Below are 19,601 nucleotides of genomic sequence, written 5' to 3' on the forward strand. Positions count from 1 at the left end.
ACACTGTTTAAATAGAAATCGAAAGTTTGGATTCAAGTCTCAAGAGATTTTTTTTGAGATTGAGTGCCCAGCCGAAAATCCTCATCGTCAAAAGCTTTGACGATCAGCTCTTTCGGGCATGCGTTCGCTATCATGCTGGCCAATAGAATTCGTGCCTGTCCGGGGCGTAGGGTTTGCGAATGGATCGCACCGGCTGTAACCAGATCAAAACCACCGCCACCGCCGCCATAGCCTGCCACCAGCACACCTGTTGGAACGCGGCTTGAAACCACGACCGGAATATTATGCTTTGAGCATTGCTTCACGGCTTCAACGATAGCCGCGTTGGCATTGCCTGAACCAAGCGCTGCAAGGATGATGCCATCTGTGCCTGCTTGTATGCTGGCCTGAATATGCAGATCATCACAGCCGGGATGAATGGCAACGATGTCGATACGTTTGCCAGCGACCGGCGCGGGGAGGTGAATGCCGTCGGGTGTTTTAAGCGCGCGCACCGATCTGAAAGCGTCAGCGTGGTCACTGCTGTATTTGAAAGCACCCCATGCAGGAACAATCCGGCCACCAAAGGCAATCACCACGCCCTTATCCCTGCTGGCAGGATCAGCGGCAAGGCGGATTGCTGTGGCCAGATTGGCAGGACCGTCAGCATCGGGATGATCAGCTGTAAATTGTGCGCCTGTGAAAATGACTGGCTTGGAAATATGCCGTTGCAGATGAACAAGAAGGGCGGTCTCTTCCATGGAATCCGTGCCATGAAGCACAACAATGCCGCTGATTTGCGGGTCGTCGAGCTGCACTTGAACGGCATCGCTAATGGCCTGCATATCGATGAGCGTCAGGCTTGAAGAATCCTTGGCCATCAGATCAATTGCACGCAGGCTGGCATCACGCCCTGCAAGAGTTGCGAGCAGATCTCCGCCGTTCAGCGTCGGTGTGCTTGCCCCGTCTTCCCCGCGCTTGCTTGCAATAGTTCCACCGGTGGCAATAACCGCCACCAATGGTTGGAATTGCGTCTTATTCACTCTGCCCCTCACTTGTCAGCATGGCCCGCCTCGGCTGCGCGTTCGGCTGCCAGACGATAGATTCGGTCACGCAGACAATACCAGCCAATAACCAGCGCAGGTACAATGATAATCATCGAACCGATGGTATATGAGCCAATAGGATAATCGAAAGCCATCAGCACCAGAACGCCGAACAAAAACAAAAGCGTGAGAATGCCGGTGTAAGGTGCGCCGAACATGCGGAAGTCCGGACGGGCGATTTCACCCTTGCGCGAAAGAGACCAAAGCTTGAGCTGGCACAGGATAATCACGCCCCAGGCGGTGATAATCCCCAGTGAAGCCAGATTAAGTGCAATCTCGAACGCTGCCGCCGGAACAAAGGCGTTGAGCACCACACCAAGCGCGGTCACTGCGGCGGTGACAGCGATGCCGCCATAGGGCACGCCATTTTTGTTCATTTTGGCAAGAGACGCAGGTGCTGAACCGGAAACAGCCATGGAGTGGAGAATGCGTCCGGTTGAGTAGAGACCGGCATTAAGGGATGACAGAACCGCAGTGAGAACCACAAGGTTCATGATAATATCAGCACCCTCGACGCCAATTTTACTGAAGAAGGTGACAAACGGGCTTTCTCCGCCCGAATAAAGCGTGTGAGGAAGCAGCATGGTGAGAAGCAGGACAGAACCGACATAGAAAACCAGCAAGCGGAAAACGACTGTTTTAATCGCGCCTGGCATGATCTTGCGTGGATCTTCTGTTTCGCCAGCCGTGGTGCCAATCAGCTCAATCGAGGCATAGGCAAACACGACACCTTGTATAATGACAAGTGCAGGCAATATCCCGTTGGGGAAGAAGCCGCCGCTCTCACGAATAAGATGGAAACCCGGCTGATGACCATCAATTGGTGTGCCGGTCACGACAAAATAAATGCCGACAATCAGGAAAATGACAAGCGAGAGCACTTTGACAAGGCTGAACCAGAATTCCAGCTCTCCAAAGACTTTGACCGAGAGCAGGTTCATCGAGAGCACAATGATGAGCGCGGTCATCGCAAACACCCACTGGTCAATGCCTTCGAGCCATGGAACATAATGCTTGAAGAAATTCATGTAGAGCGCGACAGCGGTCACGTCCGCAATCGACGTCATGGCCCAGTTGAGCCAGTACATCCACCCCGCTGCAAAAGCCATTTTTTCGCCGTAGAACTCGCGTGCATAGGAGACAAAAGAGCCGGAGCTCGGGCGATGCATGATCAACTCGCCAAGGGCGCGCAGTACCAGAAATGCGAAAAAGCCGCACACAGCATAAACAAGCACCAGTGAAGGGCCGGCCTGTTCCAGCCGTCCGCCCGCGCCAAGAAACAGACCCGTACCAATGGCACCGCCAATGGCAATCATCTGGATCTGACGTGGTTTAAGCGCTTTGTGATAGCCGCTGTCTTCTTCTTTGTAGACTTCACATTCAGATGGCGTCGCCTTGATAAATTCCGTTGTCATCGCTCCTCCCTGAGAGCCAGATTTTCTATGAAGAAATAGCTTTGATGAAATGCTTTCGACGATGGACCGTTGCGTTTTTGATATTCTGTAATGCTGTATGACAAATTTCTGAAGCTCTTAACGCATATCAGAAATCGGCAGTCAAGCAGGCGCGGGAGCGGATGTTTTTGATGAATTGCAGGGCGTGGGGCAGCTGGAACTTAGGGTCCACTGCGTCACTGCTATAAAAATTATACAGTAGATTCAGAATTTTAAATTCGGTTTTATGCCTTGGTATGCTCTGCCAGAGCACGGCATAAATCACTCCGAGAACGAGCTGTTTTACATTATTTTTCTTTTGCAATAATCGTGGTCACGGCCAGTTCGACCTGTCCGAGATGGTTTTGCATGGCAAGCCGTGCCCGCTCCTGAGAGCCGGATTTGATCGCTTCGGCGATCTGGCGATGTTCAATATTGGACGCGGTGCGCCGACCAGCCATCAGATTGACGAGTTCCGACTGGCGCGAAAGGGCATCGCGCGCATCTGCTACGATATTGGCGAAAACCGTATTGCCGGAAGCTGTAGCAATCATGCTGTGAAATTCGGTGTCGAGAAGAACCCATTTATGAAGGTCCGTCTGTCTGTCCATGCGCTCACAAATATCGAGGATTTTTTCGATCTGATCCTGCGTATGGCGTGATGCGGCCCAGCCTGCTGCGGGCACTTCAATAAACGGACGCGCCTCAATAAGATCACTCGCCGAATAGCCGCCATAACTTAATTCCGGGCCCGGTGAAGATTTCAGCACATAAGTGCCGCTTCCGGTGCGGGTGTGGGTGAGGCCGAGCGTTTGAAGCGAGCGCAGTGCTTCGCGCACGATTGGACGACTGACGCTGTATTTTTCCGCGAGCTTGGCTTCAGAGGGAAGGCGTATTCCGATCTGCAGGCGTCCGGTCGTTATGGCTGACCGTATATCCTCAAATACGATTTCAGCAGCATTTTTTCGGTTAACCGGCGTACTATTGGATACCCAGTCAATCATGATGCTCACTCCTCCGCTTTCACGCAACTTGTCTAACAGCTAGGCAATTTGTGAAATCAAGGCAACAGCTGTTTTAGGTATAATGCGGGTTGGCAAGCACATGTACAAAGGCGCAAAGCGGTTTTCGGGTAAGATGCAGGCTCATAGCGCGCTGCGATCTGATTGAAACGAAGTCGCACTTCATCTCGATAGAGCCTATGCGTTAAGAAAATATCAGCGTTGTAAGCTGTGATAGCGTCCTTGATGATAGATCAGAGGTTCGCCACTGCCGGTCACGATTTTGAGTGCACGACCAATAACAATCGCATGGGTATGGCGCGTGATGACGTCTTCAACTTCGCAATCAATGGAAGCGAGTGCACCTTTGAGCGCCAATGCACCGCTTGCAAGCCTGTACCATTCGGCGCCTTCATAGCGGCGTGCACCCTTTTCACCGTTCCGGCCTGCAAAACGATCGGCGATGGCCTGTTGCGCATCGGATAAAATATTGAGGCAGAAGCAACCTTCAGCATTGATTACCGGCCAGACAGATGCAGTGAGATTGATATTGACGATGATGGTGGGCGGTTCAACGGACAGTGCTGTCGCAGATGTCACCGTTGCCCCCGTTTTGGCTTCGCCGGTGCCAACACTCACAACACAGATGCCGGCAGCAAGCTGCCGCATCGCAGCTTTGAGTTCATCCGCTGTGGCCATTGCGCCGGGCGCATCGGGCGTTTCGAAATTCAGTCTGTTTGGATGTGCCATTATTCATGCCAACCGGAAAACCTGCGGGGCAGGCTTTCTGGCCTTTGTTTTGGGGGAGGCGTATCGTGTCTATCTTATACCGGGTATCGGTGAGTATGGCTCATAGATACCCGGTTAAACTTGTGTGCTGCGTGAGCACCTTAGTGCCTTGGTGTCATGCCTGGCCGTGCAATATTGAGATGTTCGCGTAATGTCGAGCCACCATACTCTGTGCGGAAAAGCCCACGCTCCTGAAGGATCGGCACGACCTTTGTGTTGAAATCTTCAAGACCGCCGGGGAAATATGGAGGCATCACATTGAAGCCATCGGCAGCTTTGCCTTCAAACCATTCCTGCATGCGGTCGGCAATCTGCTCGGGCGTTCCAAGCACAATATGGTGGCCACGACCGGCCGCGACGCGAAGAGCAAGGTCACGGATGGTGAGATTCTCGCGGCGCGCCAGATCACGCAAAAGTTCTGCTCGGCTGCGAAGCTGATCAGAAATCGGCAGGTCGGGCAGGGGGCCGTCCAGATCAGATTCGGCAAGGCTGTGGCCGATACGCTCTTCGAGAAGCGGCATGGCACTCTTGATATCTGTCCAGCGATTGAGTTCTTTCAGCTTTTCGGCAGCATCCTCGAAACTTTTGCCAATGATCGGCATGAAGCCCGGCATCACGGCAACGCTGTCGGCGTCCCGGCCTGCTTTGACCACGCGTTCTTTCAGGCCTGTATAGAATGCCTGTGCTTCCGGCAGGCTCTGCTGTGCTGTGAAAACAATATCCGCGATACGTGCCGCCAGATCCTGGCCTGGGCCGGACGATCCAGCCTGAATGAGCACCGGATGACCTTGCGGAGAACGCGGAATATTGAGCGGGCCCTGCACCGTGTAATATTTGCCGGCGTGATTGAGCACATGCAGCTTGTTCGGATCGGCATAGACGCCTTTTTCCTTGTCTTTGGGAAAAGCATCATCATCCCAGCTATCCCAAAGACCGCGCACGACATCGACGAATTCTTCAGCGACCGCATAGCGCTCATCATGTTCGGGATGGCTTTTGGAGAAGTTGTTTGCCGTACGGGCGTAGGATGTGGTGACGATGTTCCACGCGGCCCGTCCATGGCTCAAATGGTCAATGGACGCAAAGGCGCGGGCTGTGTGATAAGGCTCGCCATAGGTGGTCGAAGCGGTGGCTGCCAGCCCGATCTTGTCTGTGACCATGGCAAGTGCGGATAGCAAGGTCAGCGGCTCAAACCGCGCTACCATCGACGGATGCGCATCGACGCCGCTGGTCAGGCCATCGGCCAGAAATACCATGTCGAATTTCGCTTTTTCCGCTTCTTGTGCCACACGGCGCAGCAGATCAAAATTCTCGCTGCCCGCTTCCGCATCCGGGTGACGCCAGCCGGAAACATGGTGGCCAGCACCTTGCAGGAAAAGGCCGAGATGCATTTGTTTCTTGGTCATGTCTTTTACTCCGGGGATTGGTTGAGCCACGCGATAAGCTTTTGCAAGTCGTCTGCGCTGGTCATGGATTGGACGAGATCGGGGATGCCTGCAAAGCGCAGATCATCCTTTGTCGCATCTTTGAATTTGTCGGTTGGATCGCTGATACTCGGCAGACCATCGACACGCTTGGAAAGCATCGAGCCGTCTTTCAGCGTTACATCGATCATGACGAAGCGTGTTTTGGGATCGGGCGAGAGCCGCGCTGCTTGCTCGTCATGGTGTCGCGTTACTTTCGCTGCGAGCTGCGTGAGATCGGCATCGACCGGCCGCTCATCAAAATGCGCAATTGTCAGTTTTCCGTCCCGTAAAGCAGCCGCAAAAATATATTCCGGGCTGAACCGCGCATCAATGCCCGTCACAGGCTTGGTTGTCACCAGTGCGGCATCGCCTCCGGGGGGGAAGGTGATGGAAACGGAGGCGATCTGATCGGGTTGCAGCGCGTTTTCATGGCGCAAGGCTAAAGCGCCGACAGCAACCGGATGCGCCGCTGTACAGCAGGGGAACGCTTTCAGCGTCAGGCCCGGAACGATAATCTGCCATGGCGCACCCCAACCTTGGCTCACGCGGGATAGATCTTGCGCACCAAAGGCAAAGGCTTTGAAAAAGCCGTTTGCGTTGTCGATGAAATCCGGTGCACCGTGAAAGCCAGCTTCGGCCAGTCGGGCGGCCGTGAGACCGGCGCGCGCGGCAAATCCTGCATGAAGCGGCTTTGCGTCAAAGCCGAATTGCAGGCGAAGCCCTGCTGATTGTGTGGCCGCGAGACCAAGAGCAATGGCTGTGGTTGTCGCATCAAATTTGAGAAGATGCGCAATGGCTGCCGCAGCCCCGATGGTGCCGAGCGTTGCGGTCGCGTGAAAGCCGGTTTCATAGTGTTTTGTGCCCATGGCAAGGCCAAGGCGTGCCATGGTTTCCAGTCCGACAATATAGGCGGCAATGAATCCGTGCGCGCTGACATTGCTTTCTGCGGCCACCGAAAGGAGTGCGGGAATGATTGCAATCGTCGGATGTCCGCGCACACTGCCATGCACATCGTCATAATCCAGCACATGGGCTGCATGACCATTGATCAGTGCTGCCGAGAAAGGATCGGCTTTTCCGCTCTGACCAATGAGCGCGACAGTGCCGCCCACACCCAGAACCTTGCTGACCAGAAGCGTGCTGCGATCATTTGCACCGCCAAGTGCGCAGGCAAGAAAATCAACAATTGCCGTGCGGGCAATCACGATTGCATCGGGCGATGGTTCAGAGCCAACAATCGCCTGGCTTAAGGCTTTCGTTACATGATCTGTCATATCAGATGCCTTCACCGCCTTCATTGATGCGGTTTGCATTGCCACCAAGACCGTTCACGAACGCACGGATGCGCGGGTTTGTGGACTTGTAGAAAAGCTGCTCCGGCGTGCCGTGTTCGATGATGCGACCATTTTCCGTAAATACGATCGTGTCGCTGATTTCTTCGGCAAAACGCATCTCGTGGGTTACAAGAATGCTCGTCATGCCTTCATTGACAAGATCGCGAATGACCGACAGCACTTCGCCGACGGTTTCCGGATCAAGCGCGGAGGTGACTTCATCAAACAGCACCAGCTCCGGGCGCATGGCAAGCGCGCGGGCAATGGCGACACGCTGTTGCTGACCACCGGAAAGTTCGCCCGGATAGGCGTCGGTCTTATGTTCGAGCCGCACTTTTTTCAGCAGTTCTTTTGCGTGGCGCTCGGCTTCGGCTTTGGGCGTGCGCAGGATTTTGACCGGCGCAAGCGTGATGTTTTCAAGAACTGTCAGATGCGGGAACAGATTGAACTGTTGGAACACAATGCCGATGCGCTTGCGCAATTTAATGCGCTCGGCTTCGGTTTTAAGCGCGTCCACGCGGGTTGCACCTACGGTGATCTTGCCTGATTGTGGGATCAGCAGACCATTGATGCAGCGCAGAATGGTCGATTTTCCCGAGCCTGATGGGCCGATAATCGAGACCGCATCGCCCTTGTTGATCTTGAGGTCGATGCCCTTGAGCACTTCATTCTGCCCGAAAGACAGATGAACGTTCTCCAGTTCGACCAATGTAGTTTTGGTGGTGTCGCTCATGTGAATTCCAGATCCTTGTCAGCGGGAGGAGAGCCGCTTTTCGAGCCGCTGTGTGAAGCGCGACACGGGATAGCAAAAGAGAAAGAACGCCATCAGCACACTCAGATAGATGATGACGGTGAAATCATTGCGCTGCACAGCGGTGCTGGCATCGGTTGCCGAATGCAGCAATTCATGCACGCCGACAAGCGAAGCGAGGGCCGTCCCCATGGTGATGGACGTATAAAGATTCATCCACGGTGGCAGCGAGCGCTTGATGCATTGTGGCAGAATGATCCAGCGCAGCGATTGCAGGCGCGAAAAGCCCAAGCCCTGTGCCGCTTCCCATTGCGCGGTCGGGATTGACTGGATAGAGCCGCGCGTAATTTCTGCAATATGTGCGCTTGCCGGGATCGCCAGGCCAACGACCGCCTTGATCCAGTCGGGGAAGGGGACATAATTGCCGAAAACCACCAGCTCGAACGGGAAAATATAGGTGGCGGCAAAGATCAGCACGAGATGCGGTGCATTGCGGAAAATCTGCACATAGGTGATTGCCGGTGCGCGGATGATTTTATAGGGCGCAAGCTCCATGATGCCGAGAATAATCCCTGCCAGCGAGCCAAGCGTGATGGCACAGATGCTGATAAGCACATTCATGGCAAAGCCTTTGCCAAGATAAGGCAGCCAGCTGAGCCAAATCTGTCCGAGCGACGGATCAATATAGAACCAGAACGCAACCGCAAGAATAATGGCCGTGAATGTGAGCGTTGCTGGCGAAAGCCTGAGGCCGGGCTTTTGTTCAATTGCGATCGTCATTGGCCATATCCCGGAATTGCAAGGCGTTTTTCAAACCAGTAGCCAAGGCGTGCGACGAAGAGATTGATGATGCTGAAAAACAAAAGAATGACCAGCATCAGTTCGACCACATTGTCACGCTGGGTCCAGATCAGGATCGACGCGTAGGTGATTTCGCCCACGGCAATGGCCGACCCGACGGTGGACAGCTTGACCAGATTGACGAGATTATTGACGATTGCAGGCAGTGCGGTGCGGATTGCAAGCGGCAGTTCCACATAGATCAGCACCTGCAAAGAATTAAAACCGATGGCTCTGGCTGCTTCAATTGTCGTGCCGGGCACGGCTTCAATACCGCCGCGCAATGCTTCGGCGTGAAGAGCGGCACTATGCAGAGCCGTGATTGTTATCAGCCAGAAAAACGGTGTCAGGGGATTTTTCTGCGCGCCGCCAATTGCATTGGAAATCAGCATGTTGAGCACGAGAAATCCACACATGAGCTGAACGAGTGTCGGCGTATTGCGGGTGAGTTCGACATAGCCGCGCACTGGCACCGAAAGCCAGCGTTTGTTGGAGGTTAGCGCCCCTGCAAACAAAAAGCCGAAAAACAGACTGAGCGGAATCGTAATGATGACCAGTTCAAGCGTGGTGACCATGCCATGAAACCAGATCCCGCGTTCATAACTGCTGTTGAGAAATTCATAATTGAGGCCGATTGCGCCTGTCAGTTCGATAAAGCGCGAAATCAGAGCTTCTTCCATTGAAACTATCCGGTAATTTTCCGTAAACGCTCTGGAGATGCGGACGGATCGACCGCCCGCAAATCGTCTGGCCTGATAAAGTCGAAACTCACTGAGACTTGAGCTTGTTGTGCTCTTCTTCCAGATAGCTGAGGTTTGGCAGTCGGTTAGCCTTGGCGATCTCAATCATTTTTCCCGACGCATGCAGATCGCGGACGATCTTGTCGAGAGCTGCTTCGGTATCGTTTTCATCCTTCTTGAGCCAGATGACAGAATCCGATGGAATGAGGTCGGTTGGGGTAAGAAGACCGTAATCCTTCCATTCATCGGCGCGATCCTGAAGCAACAGGCCGAGTGTGCCGCTTACGTGCACCGAAACATCGCAATTGCCGCCCTTGAGTGCCAGAAGTGATTCCGGCTGGCTTGGCAGTGCTTTAACATTGGCACCATATTCCTCGGCCAGCGGCTGTGCATAATTGGAGCCTTGCGAAACGCAGGCGACCTTACCCTTGAGGTCTTTCCAGTCTTTGATACCACTGTCTTTACGACCAATGGCGGCACCACCCATGCGATCATAAGGCGTCTTTACATAACCCAGTGTTTTGGCGCGCTCTTCTGTATATTGCATGTTGGCGATCAGAATATCGACCTTGCCCTGCTGCAGAAATTGCACCCGGTTGGGCGGCGTGACAGTCTGCGTTGCAAGCTCTACGCCCAGCCCCTTTGCGAGTTCTTTGGCGATATCGATGTTGAGGCCCTTTTGTTCCTGCGTCTTGGGATCAATATAGCCAAAGGGCGCGCCCGAAAGGATGACGCCAACGGTTAGTTTGCCTTTGGCTTTGATACGATCCAGCGTTGCGTCCGCATGGGCGGAGACGGAGGTCGCAAGCGCCATGAGCGAGCCTGCAATGAGAGCTTTTGTAATGTTTTGGACGCTGAGGCGCATGGGGGAATTCCTTGGTTTAAGCTGGTGCGAATTTAAGGAAGCCACCCTCTCTTTACGACGAACAGAATTCCATTCCTGAAAACCAGGTTAGAATATCATTCTAATAAAGTGGAAACATGGAACGAAATTCTTGGACGCTATTCGATAGCGTCCTTTGTGAGAACTTATTGATATGTTCGGGCATAAATTCAGTTACCCGGCCTTTGAGAAATTGCTAAGGTTTCATCTGGAGAGCATGCGGATCTTCGTTTGAAGACTGCCGCGTGGGATGAGCGACAACCATAGAAGAGAGACATTCATGTCTGTTCGGTTCAATCGGCTGTTACTGGCCTTTACGACTGCGTTTTGTTTTGCGACATCATTGAGTGCCAATGCCACCGAAACCCGGCGCATTGAAACGACGCAGGATGCCGATTATTTCGGCTTCGATCTTCGAACCGAAAAGAATGTCTCGCTCGCGCAATGCAAAAGCATCTGTCTTGGCGATAATGCCTGTCTGGCCTTCACCTATAATCCAAAGGTCAAATGGTGCTTTCTGAAAGCCGATTTCAATAAGCTCAACGAGTCTGTCGGTTCCATCGCGGGCAAGGTCGTGACGGAAACGCCTGCCGCGGTCGCCGTTGAAGATATTGGTGCGCCTCCCGCAATCTCGTTCTTTGCCGCCAATCTGGTTGACGAAGCCCGGCGTCTAAAGCGTGAAATGGCAAGCCTTGAAAACTCTGAAGGACTGCCCACATTGCGCAATGAGGCGAGCACTGCCAGCATGAATGGCGATCCGCGAACGGCGATGGAAAAATTCCGCTTAGCTGCAAGCATGGCGCCGGACGACAGCCAATTATGGGCCGGATATGCGCTGTCAGCACTTTTGATCGAACCCTCCAATTATCAGGAACGCGCAAAACTTCAGCGCGATGCGACATCGGCCTCATGGTTCGCTTACCAGACATCCCGCACCAAGGATGACCGTGCGCAAGCGCTCGCCATCATGGCGCAGGCGCTGGAAAAGCGCGATGCGTCGCGCCCGGCTTTGCAGGCCTATGAAGAAAGCCTTGATCTCGTCAATTCCGCATCGGTTCGTGAAGTCTATGAAGATCTCAAAGCCCGCAAAGGCTTCCGCATCGTCAATAATACGGTCGATAATGATAATGCCGCGCCGCGCATCTGCGCGCAGTTCTCAGAAGATCTGGTAAAAAGCGGTGTCGATTATTCGAGCTTCGTTACGCTCGATAATGGTGCGCCAAAGGCTGTTGACACCAAGGACCGCCAGATTTGCGTCGAAGGTCTGGAACATGGCCGCAATTATAATGTGACGTTCCGTCAGGGTCTGCCATCGTCTGTTGGCGAAGTGCTTCCAGCACCGGTCACGCTTTCGATCTATGTGCAGGACCGGGCGCCATCCGTGCGCTTTACAGGTGACAGTTTTGTGCTGCCTGCGAAAGCCCGTCGCGGCATTCCGCTGGTCAGCGTCAATCTGGATGCAGCGAAGGTGAAGCTCTACCGCGTTGGCGACCGTTCGCTGGCACAGCTTCTTTCCGGCTATCAGTTCCTGCGTCAACTCGATAGCTATGACATCAGCACGGTTTCCGATCAGATGGGTGCGCCTGTCTGGCAAGGCGAAATCGATGTTGCTGGCAATGAGCTGAACAAGGAAGCGACGACCAGTTTCCCGGTTGATGAAGCGTTGCCAGAACGCAAGCCCGGCGTCTATGTGCTGACCGCTGAACCGCTGGTTCAGAAGTCCGATAATGAATATGGCACCAAGGCCACGCAATGGTTTGTCGTTTCCGACATCGGCCTTTCGACCTATACCGGACAGGACGGCATCAATGTGTTTGCCCGGTCGCTCGAAAGCGCAGAGCCGCTTAAAGGCGTGAAGCTGACGCTGCTTGCACGCAACAACGAAGTGCTGGGCGAAGCGACCACCGACCGCGATGGCCGGGCGACGTTTACACCGGGACTGACACGCGGCACGGACGGCATGGTGCCAGCGGTGCTGATGGCGAGCGGAGATGATGAAGACTTCACATTCCTCGATATGGCGCGCGCCGGTTTCGATCTTTCCGATCGTGGTGTGACGGGCCGTGCCGTGCCGAAAGCGCTTGATCTTTATGCATGGACAGAGCGCGGCATCTATCGTGCAGGCGAAGTTGTGCATGTGGGCGCGCTTGCGCGTGACGACACCGCAACCGCAATCGATGATCTGCCGCTCACCTTCATCTTCACGCGCCCCGATGGCGTAGAAGATCGCCGTCTTGTTTCCGATAGCAAATTGGCGGGTGGTCATGCCATCGACCTGACCTTGCCGTCGAACGCCATGCGCGGTACCTGGACGGTAGCGATCTACACCGATCCCAAGCAGCCAGCGATTGCCACGCAAATGTTTCTGGTTGAAGATTTCGTGCCGGACCGGATCGAGTTCGACCTGACGTCCGACAAGCCGGAAATCGCAGTGGGTGAAACCGCCAATATCACCGTGGATGGTCGTTTCCTTTATGGTGCGCCTGCCGCCGGTCTTGCGCTAGAAGGCGAAGTCACGCTTTCGACCAAGCGTCAGTGGGACCGCTTCAAGGGCTATTATTTCGGCCTCGCTGATGAAGATCAGGGCGAAGCCACACGGCTTCCGCTCGATGGCCTGTCAAAAGTCGATGACAATGGCAAGGCGACTTTCCCGGTTGCAGTTGAAGAAATGCCGTCAACGACGCGTCTCGTCAATGCAGCCGTCACGGTTCGTATGCGCGAAACGGGTGGTCGTGCGGTTGAGCGCAAGATTGATCTTGCTATTCAGCCGGAAACCGATCTCATCGGCATTCGTCCTGAGTTCTCCGGCGATGAAGTCCCACAGGGCGGAACCGCGAAGTTCAGCCTGATCGCCTCTGACAGCAAGGGTGATCGCAAGGCGCTTGATGGCGCACAATGGTCGCTGGTCAAGATCGAGCGTAATTATCAGTGGTATCGCAGTGGCAACAGCTGGAACTACGAACCAGTGACTTTCACCAAGGCGATTGCCAACGGCAAGATTGACCTTACAACCGATAGCGAGGCTGAAATCAGTCTGCCGGTCGATTGGGGCCGTTACCGTCTGGAAATCGAAACTGCCGATGCTTCAGGTCCGGCCACAAGCTATGAGTTTGATGCAGGCTGGTTTGTCAGCTCAACCTCGACCGAAACGCCGGACGGGCTCGAAATCGCGCTCGACAAGGAACATTACGCGGCAGGCGACACGGCTGAACTGAAAGTCTCGCCGCGTTTTGCTGGTGAACTGCTCATCACCATTGGTGCTGAAAAGCTGCTTAAGACAATCACCGCAAGCGTGCCGGAAGGTGGCACGACCATTGATATTCCGGTCGGCGAGGATTGGGGTGCGGGCGCCTATGTTACCGCAACCCTGTTCCGTCCAGGTGAGGCTATTGAAAGCCGTATGCCTGCGCGTGCGATTGGTCTGAAATGGCTCAAGGTCGATCCAGCCGATAAGCAGCTAGCCGTTTCGCTCACCCCGCCTGAAAAGATCGCGCCGCGCTCGACACTTTCCATCCCTGTTTCGGTTGAAAATGCGGGTGGCGAACAGGCCTATGTGATGGTTGCAGCGGTCGATGTCGGCATTCTCAATCTCACACGCTATCAGCCGCCGAACCCTGAAAACTGGTTCTTCGGTCAGCGTCAGCTGGGCCTTGAAATGCGCGATATGTATGGTCGCCTGATCGACGGTTCGCTCGGTGTTACCGGCAAGCTGCGCACAGGTGGCGACGGTGGCAATATGGCAGCGGAAGGCAGCCCGCCCACCGAAAAGCTGGTTGCGCTGTTCTCTGGTCCTGTTGAACTCGACAGCGACGGCAAGGCGATCATCGATTTCGACATACCGCAGTTCAACGGTACCGCGCGTGTCATGGCGGTTGCATGGACCAAAAAGGCTGTCGGCCACGCGGTCGCCGATGTCATCATCCGTGATCCAGTAGTCATCACCGCTGGTTTGCCACGTTTCATGGCTCCTGGCGATCAGGCCAATATCCGCTTCGATATTGCCAATACAGATGCGCCGGATGGCGATTATCGTGTGAGCCTTGAGACCACCGATAATCTCGGCGTCGAGGTTGGCTCCTATCCTGAAAGCATTGCGCTCGCGGGTGGCAAACGACAGTCGATCACCATGCCGCTCAATGCAATCGCTACGGGTGCTGGCGGCGTCACGATCCGGCTTTCCAATGATGAAGGCCTCAATGTTGAACAGACCTTAGCATTGCCGGTGCGTCCGGTTGATCTGCCGGTCACGACCCGTCATGTCGTCAATCTCACGGCCAATGGCGGAAGTGTGCGGGTAGATGGCGGCCTTCTGTCGGAAAGCCTGCTTGATGGCGCCTTTGTCAGCGTTGGTGTGACGCGCAGTGCGGCCTTTGATGTGCCCGCTTTGCTGATGGCGCTCGACCGTTATCCTTATGGCTGCACAGAGCAGACCACCAGCCGCGCACTGCCGCTGCTTTATTTGAGCGAAATGGCAGCCGGTACGGAAGCGGCTGCGGGACTGGAAAGCCAGGAAGAACTCAAGAAGCGTGTACAGGATTCCATCTTCCGTGTGCTCAACAACCAGTCTTCAAGCGGTTCGTTTGGCCTCTGGTCGCCGGGATCGGGTGATCTCTGGATGGACGCCTATGTGACCGACTTCCTGACGCGTGCCCGCGAAAAGGGCTATGACGTGCCGCAGCAGGCAATGCTGTCAGCGCTTTCTAACCTGCAAAATGCGCTCGGCTACACCACCGACGTCAAGGAACGCGGCAACGACATTGCCTATGCGCTTTATGTTCTGGCACGCAACAAGAAGGCTTCAGTTGGCGATCTGCGTTACTTTGCCGATACCCAGCTCGAAAACTTTGCAAGCCCGATGGCCGTTGCCCAGCTTGGTGCAGCATTAGCGCTTTATGGTGACCAGCCGCGTTCGGAACGCGTGTTCAATGCGTCGCTCCAGCTTGCAACCAGCCAGTCGAGCTTTGACTATAATCGCTCTGATTATGGCTCGCCGCTGCGTGATGGCGCGGCAATGCTGGCTCTGGCTGCGGAAACCAAGCCTGCGCCGAAAGTGCTTCCCGCTCTCATTACGCTGGTCGAGTTCCAGCGCGAAAAGGCGCGTTACTTAAGCACGCAGGATCAGGCATGGATGCTGCTTGCAGCCCGCGGGCTTCAGGATGACAATGGCGCAATCAGCCTCGACATCAATGGCACAGCGTATCAGGGCGCGTTCTCCGAGCGTCTCAATGGTGCAAGCCTTGAAGCGCAGCCGCTGGTCGTCACCAACAAAGGTCAGGGTTCAGTTGATGCTGTTGTGACAGCCGTTGCGCCGCCTGCACAATCGCTGCCTGCGGGTGGCGAAGGTTTCAACATCGAGCGCACCTATTATACGCTTGATGGTGAACCGGCCAATGTCACCGGGGTCAATCAGAATGAGCGCTATGTGGTTGTTCTGAAAATCGACGATTTGCAGGAATGGCAGTCGCGTCTGCTTGTGACCGATCTGCTGCCCGCTGGTTTCGAGATCGACAATCCGGGGCTTGTTTCCAGTGCTGACCTTGGCAATTTTCCATGGCTCGACAGCACACAGGCAGCGCATCTTGAGTTCCGCAATGATCGTTTTGTGGCCGCTTTCGACCGTTCGGCAGGCGAGAAGAAGCCGATTACGCTGGCTTATGTGGTGCGTGCTGTGACGCCGGGTCTTTATACCCATCCGGCAGCAACGGTTGAGGACATGTATCGTCCGCAATTTGCAGCGCGCACGGCGACAAGCATGATGGAGGTGACTTCTGGTCAATGAAATCAGGCTGGAAAATAGCGATTGGCGGTGCCGCATTTCTTGGCATCGCCGCTGTCGGAGCCGTGGTCGGGCTTGATTGGCTCGACCGTGCTTATCCGCCGCCTTTGCCGGAACGGCTGACTATTTCCACCGAAGTTATGGATCGCGACGGCGCTTTGCTGCGTGCCTATGCAACGCCGGACGGCTATTGGCGTTTGAATACCCGCATCGAAGATGTCGACCCAAAATTCGTGAAAATGCTGATCGCCTATGAGGACAAGCGTTTTTACGATCATGGCGGCATTGATTTCACCGCGCTTCTGCGGGCCGCGTATCAGCTTGCAGGCAGTGGCCGTATTGTTTCCGGTGGCTCCACACTTTCCATGCAGCTGGCGCGACTGATTGAGCCGCGCGAAAGCCGCAGCTTTGGCTCAAAATTCCGGCAGCTTGCGCGTGCCGTCCAAATTGAACGACGCCTGAGCAAGTCTGAAATTCTCGAACGTTATCTGACACTCGCGCCCTATGGTGGCAATCTGGAAGGCGTACGGTCGGCATCGTTAGCCTATTTTGGCAAAGAGCCGCTGCGCCTCACCATATCGGAAGCAGCGCTTCTTGTGGCTTTGCCGCAATTGCCGGAGCGCCGCCGCCCGGATCGCGAGATGGAAAACGCGGTTGCCGCGCGGGATCGCGTTCTAAAACGCATGGTTTCGTCGGATGTTTTCACGAGCGAAGAAGCCGAGCGGGCATCGCGTGAGCGCATATCCGCGACGCGTCATCCCTTGCCTTCATTGGCCGCTCATTTTGCCGATCTCGCATTGAAGCGGGCACCGACCGAGGCCCGGCATCATCTGACGCTTAAAAAGTCGGTGCAGGCTGGGCTTGAAGTTGTGGCGCGTGAAGCTGCCGCCAAGCTTGGGCCAAAAGTATCGGTCGCCATGGTGCTGGCCGACAGCCGTAACGGTAATATCTTAGGCGAAGTCGGCTCCGCTGATTACTTCGATGGCAAGCGGCAGGGCTGGATCGATATGACGCGCGCCGTGCGTTCGCCCGGCTCCACCCTCAAACCCTTCATCTATGGGCTGGCCTTCGAGCAGGGCCTGATTGCGCAGGAAACCATTATTGAGGACCGCCCGCAGGATTTTTCAGGCTATCGTCCGCGCAACTTCGATATGAGCTATCAGGGCGATGTCAGCATCCGTCAGGCGCTGCAAATGTCGCTGAATGTGCCCACCATCAGCCTTCTTGATGCAGTCGGTCCTGCACGGCTCACCACGCGTATTCGTCAGGCGGCGGTCAATCTGCAATTGCCGAAAGGTGAAGCGCCGGGATTGGCTATCGGCCTTGGTGGTGCGGGTATCAGCCTGCGCGATCTGGTGCAGCTTTATACTGGCCTTGCCAATAGCGGGCGAGGGGCAGCCCTTCGAGACGGCACGGAAGGCTCAGAGCCTGTGCAGCCGTCGGCCCCTATTCTGAGCGAGCAGGCATCGTGGCAGATTGGCGATATTCTGGCCGGTGTCGTGCCGCCACAAGGCGCGAAACGCCTCGGTCTCGCTTACAAGACCGGCACCTCCTATGGTTATCGCGATGCATGGTCGGTCGGTTATGACGGGCGTTATGTGCTGGGTGTCTGGGTCGGTCGTGCCGATGGTGGCTCGGTGCCCGGCCTTGCCGGTTATGTTTCGGCAGCGCCCATTCTGTTTGAAGCCTTTGTGCGTTCGGGCGTTGCTTCCGTACCGTTACCGCGTGCGCCTGCTGGCGCATTCCGCACGGCACGCGCCGATCTTCCTGTGACGCAGATACGTTTTTCGTCTGCGAGCGATCCTCTGCCGGTTGTCAAAGCCACGATTGAGCCTGCACCGCGCATCGTGTTTCCGCCGGATGGCGCGCATGTCGAATTGAAAGCCCTGACCGACAATGCCTCGCCGCTGGTGCTGAAATTACAGGGCGGACGCGCACCGTTTCGCTGGCTTGCCAATGGCAAACCCATTGCCGAACCCAATCGCCGCCGCACGGCCACATGGCTGCCGGATGGCACCGGCTATTCGACATTGACCGTCGTTGATGCAGGCGGACGCGCTGTAAGCGTGAAAGTTTTTATTGAGTGAACAATTCCAGAAAGGGGGCGTATAACCCTTTGAGAGAATTGGTCCATTTGGACGTCCGGTTGGTGAACAGCCACCAGGCTTTAAAGTGCGTTCATAAAGGTGTTCCCATGCGGCAGGGGCAGGTTTGGTCCTCTCAGCAGTGTAGATGTGCATGTTCAAGTCCTCAATGAGACGGGCGCTTTTTCAGATCTTTGCCTCTTCTGAAATCTGATGCTCTATGCGCCGCGCAATCGCAATTAAGTCCATGTCGCGTTCAGCAAGTCTTTCGATGGCTGCAACAACAAGCTCTCGCGCCACATAGTCTGACTTGTGCCCCATTCCCTTTATGACAAATATAGATGCTTGTTCGATGTCCTTAGCCAGTTGTTTGGCATGAATATCGGGTGACACAATGTCATCTGTGTCGCCGGTGATGATAATTGTCGGCGCAACGATATGTTTGTAGTTTTTATAAGAATTTTCTGCCCATTCGCATAATGCGCCAAGCTCGCGTGCATTATGTCGGAATGTGCGGGGGCGCAGCGCCTGCCATGCCTTTGTTCGTTCTACGTAATCTTCTGGATATGTATTTGGCGTAAAAACTGACCTCATCGCCATTTTGAGGCTCAAAAGGCCGAAGGCTGGAGCGACGAATAAGCTGAACATTGCTCCGACGAATGGCATCCGCGCAACGGTATTGTACCATGCGATACCGCCGATCCAAGGATAGACAGCGGGCGAGATGAAAATCAAACCTGTCACTCTATCGGGGTGGCGAACTGCCAGAGCTGCAGCCACCGCGCCGCCGTAAGAGTGACCAATGATCGTCGCGCTTTCTATCCCGCGTATTTGCATGAGTTTCGCGATCGCATCAGCCTGGGCATCGGGGCAAATGTTTTGCGCGGGGCCAAACTCCGATCTTCCGTGTCCGGGTCGGTCAACAAAAAGCATCTGGATGTTTTCGGGAGACTTGTCGTGAAATGTGTAAAGCGGGTCGAGAAGGCTGGTGCTTGCACCATGGATAAAAACGACCGTACCGCTCGATTGCAATGACTTGGATGGGAGAAGAAGGCTGTTGAGTTTGTAGCCGCCAATGTCAGTAAGAGCAGCGTTGTCGCGATTGTTCATTCAAATCCTCTTATGATGAAGATTGTTTTCCGGCTGAGCCGGGCTTTGTGCGTCTTTGCGATGGCTCCGCTTGAGGGCATCGGTCACGGTTGCGGGAGTTTTGATCGGATCAGCAGGGATTGTGATGTGGTGATGGTGCTGTCTCACATAATCTTAATTGCTTGTTCGACTTATACGCTGCGCGCACTCGATCATAGTTGCAAATGAAATTTATGTGGGTCCCGAAAGCTCGCATCCGTTATTTTGTTTCGGATGCAATCACCCGCAATTTTACGATTTGCAATCTCTGAAAAAATTCGGCTATTATTT

At 54.8% G+C, this 19,601-nt stretch carries 13 protein-coding genes; 2 read left to right on the top strand and 11 right to left on the bottom strand.

The genetic code is table 11. The features are described 5' to 3' along the window. Positions 1 to 32 precede the first annotated feature (32 nt). The 10 genes from ABE527_RS17225 to ABE527_RS17270 all read right to left on the bottom strand — a co-directional run bounded on the left by ABE527_RS17225 (position 33) and on the right by ABE527_RS17270 (position 10,253). Positions 33 to 1,022: an asparaginase gene (locus tag ABE527_RS17225; protein ID WP_499697673.1), complete on the bottom strand. Its 990-nt coding sequence runs from the start codon at positions 1,020 to 1,022 to the stop codon at positions 33 to 35. An 8-nt stretch (positions 1,023 to 1,030) separates the two neighbouring features. Beyond that, on the bottom strand, positions 1,031 to 2,500 hold the full coding sequence (locus tag ABE527_RS17230; RefSeq protein WP_265984979.1) for an amino acid permease: 1,470 nt from the start codon (positions 2,498 to 2,500) through the stop codon (positions 1,031 to 1,033). Positions 2,501 to 2,826: 326 nt separating this feature from the next. Further along, positions 2,827 to 3,522 (bottom strand): FadR/GntR family transcriptional regulator, encoded by a 696-nt coding sequence (locus ABE527_RS17235; protein WP_499697674.1) that lies wholly within the window; start codon positions 3,520 to 3,522, stop codon positions 2,827 to 2,829. 213 nt (positions 3,523 to 3,735) lie between these two features. Continuing rightward, positions 3,736 to 4,269 (bottom strand): flavin reductase family protein, encoded by a 534-nt coding sequence (locus ABE527_RS17240; protein WP_499697675.1) that lies wholly within the window; start codon positions 4,267 to 4,269, stop codon positions 3,736 to 3,738. 140 nt (positions 4,270 to 4,409) lie between these two features. Further along, positions 4,410 to 5,714, bottom strand: coding sequence for an LLM class flavin-dependent oxidoreductase (locus ABE527_RS17245; RefSeq protein ID WP_499697676.1), 1,305 nt, complete (start codon positions 5,712 to 5,714; stop codon positions 4,410 to 4,412). A 5-nt stretch (positions 5,715 to 5,719) separates the two neighbouring features. Then, positions 5,720 to 7,048, bottom strand: a complete 1,329-nt coding sequence (locus ABE527_RS17250) for an MmgE/PrpD family protein (RefSeq protein ID WP_499697677.1) — start codon at positions 7,046 to 7,048, stop codon at positions 5,720 to 5,722. Position 7,049: 1 nt separating this feature from the next. Beyond that, on the bottom strand, positions 7,050 to 7,841 hold the full coding sequence (locus ABE527_RS17255; protein WP_499695136.1) for an amino acid ABC transporter ATP-binding protein: 792 nt from the start codon (positions 7,839 to 7,841) through the stop codon (positions 7,050 to 7,052). Between the two features lie 18 nt (positions 7,842 to 7,859). Then, the gene (locus tag ABE527_RS17260; RefSeq protein WP_265984985.1) at positions 7,860 to 8,639 is read right to left on the bottom strand and encodes an amino acid ABC transporter permease; all 780 of its coding nucleotides are present in this window, start codon (positions 8,637 to 8,639) and stop codon (positions 7,860 to 7,862) included. Further along, entirely contained in the window at positions 8,636 to 9,379 is a 744-nt protein-coding gene (locus ABE527_RS17265) for an amino acid ABC transporter permease (RefSeq protein ID WP_499697678.1), read from the bottom strand. The genes ABE527_RS17260 and ABE527_RS17265 overlap by 4 nt, the downstream gene beginning before the upstream one ends. An 88-nt stretch (positions 9,380 to 9,467) precedes the next feature. Next, positions 9,468 to 10,253 carry a transporter substrate-binding domain-containing protein gene (locus tag ABE527_RS17270; protein WP_396996850.1) on the bottom strand — a complete coding sequence of 262 codons (786 nt, stop codon included), beginning with the start codon at positions 10,251 to 10,253 and terminating at the stop codon, positions 9,468 to 9,470. Positions 10,254 to 10,602: 349 nt separating this feature from the next. Between ABE527_RS17270 and ABE527_RS17275 the strand changes: the two genes are divergently transcribed. Both ABE527_RS17275 and pbpC read left to right on the top strand, forming a co-directional pair. Further along, positions 10,603 to 16,101, top strand: coding sequence for an alpha-2-macroglobulin family protein (locus tag ABE527_RS17275; RefSeq protein ID WP_499697679.1), 5,499 nt, complete (start codon positions 10,603 to 10,605; stop codon positions 16,099 to 16,101). Then, a complete protein-coding gene (gene pbpC / locus ABE527_RS17280; RefSeq protein WP_499697680.1) occupies positions 16,098 to 18,185 on the top strand; it encodes a penicillin-binding protein 1C in 2,088 nt (695 codons plus the stop codon). Before ABE527_RS17275 ends, pbpC begins: the two co-directional genes overlap by 4 nt. Before the next feature lie 183 nt (positions 18,186 to 18,368). Here the strand turns inward: pbpC and ABE527_RS17285 are convergent, their stop codons facing one another. Continuing rightward, the gene (locus tag ABE527_RS17285; protein WP_499697681.1) at positions 18,369 to 19,292 is read right to left on the bottom strand and encodes an alpha/beta fold hydrolase; all 924 of its coding nucleotides are present in this window, start codon (positions 19,290 to 19,292) and stop codon (positions 18,369 to 18,371) included. Between the last annotated feature and the right edge of the window lie 309 nt (positions 19,293 to 19,601).

Source organism: Brucella sp. TWI432 (genome assembly GCF_039674445.1).
GTDB lineage: Bacteria > Pseudomonadota > Alphaproteobacteria > Rhizobiales > Rhizobiaceae > Brucella > Brucella chromiisoli.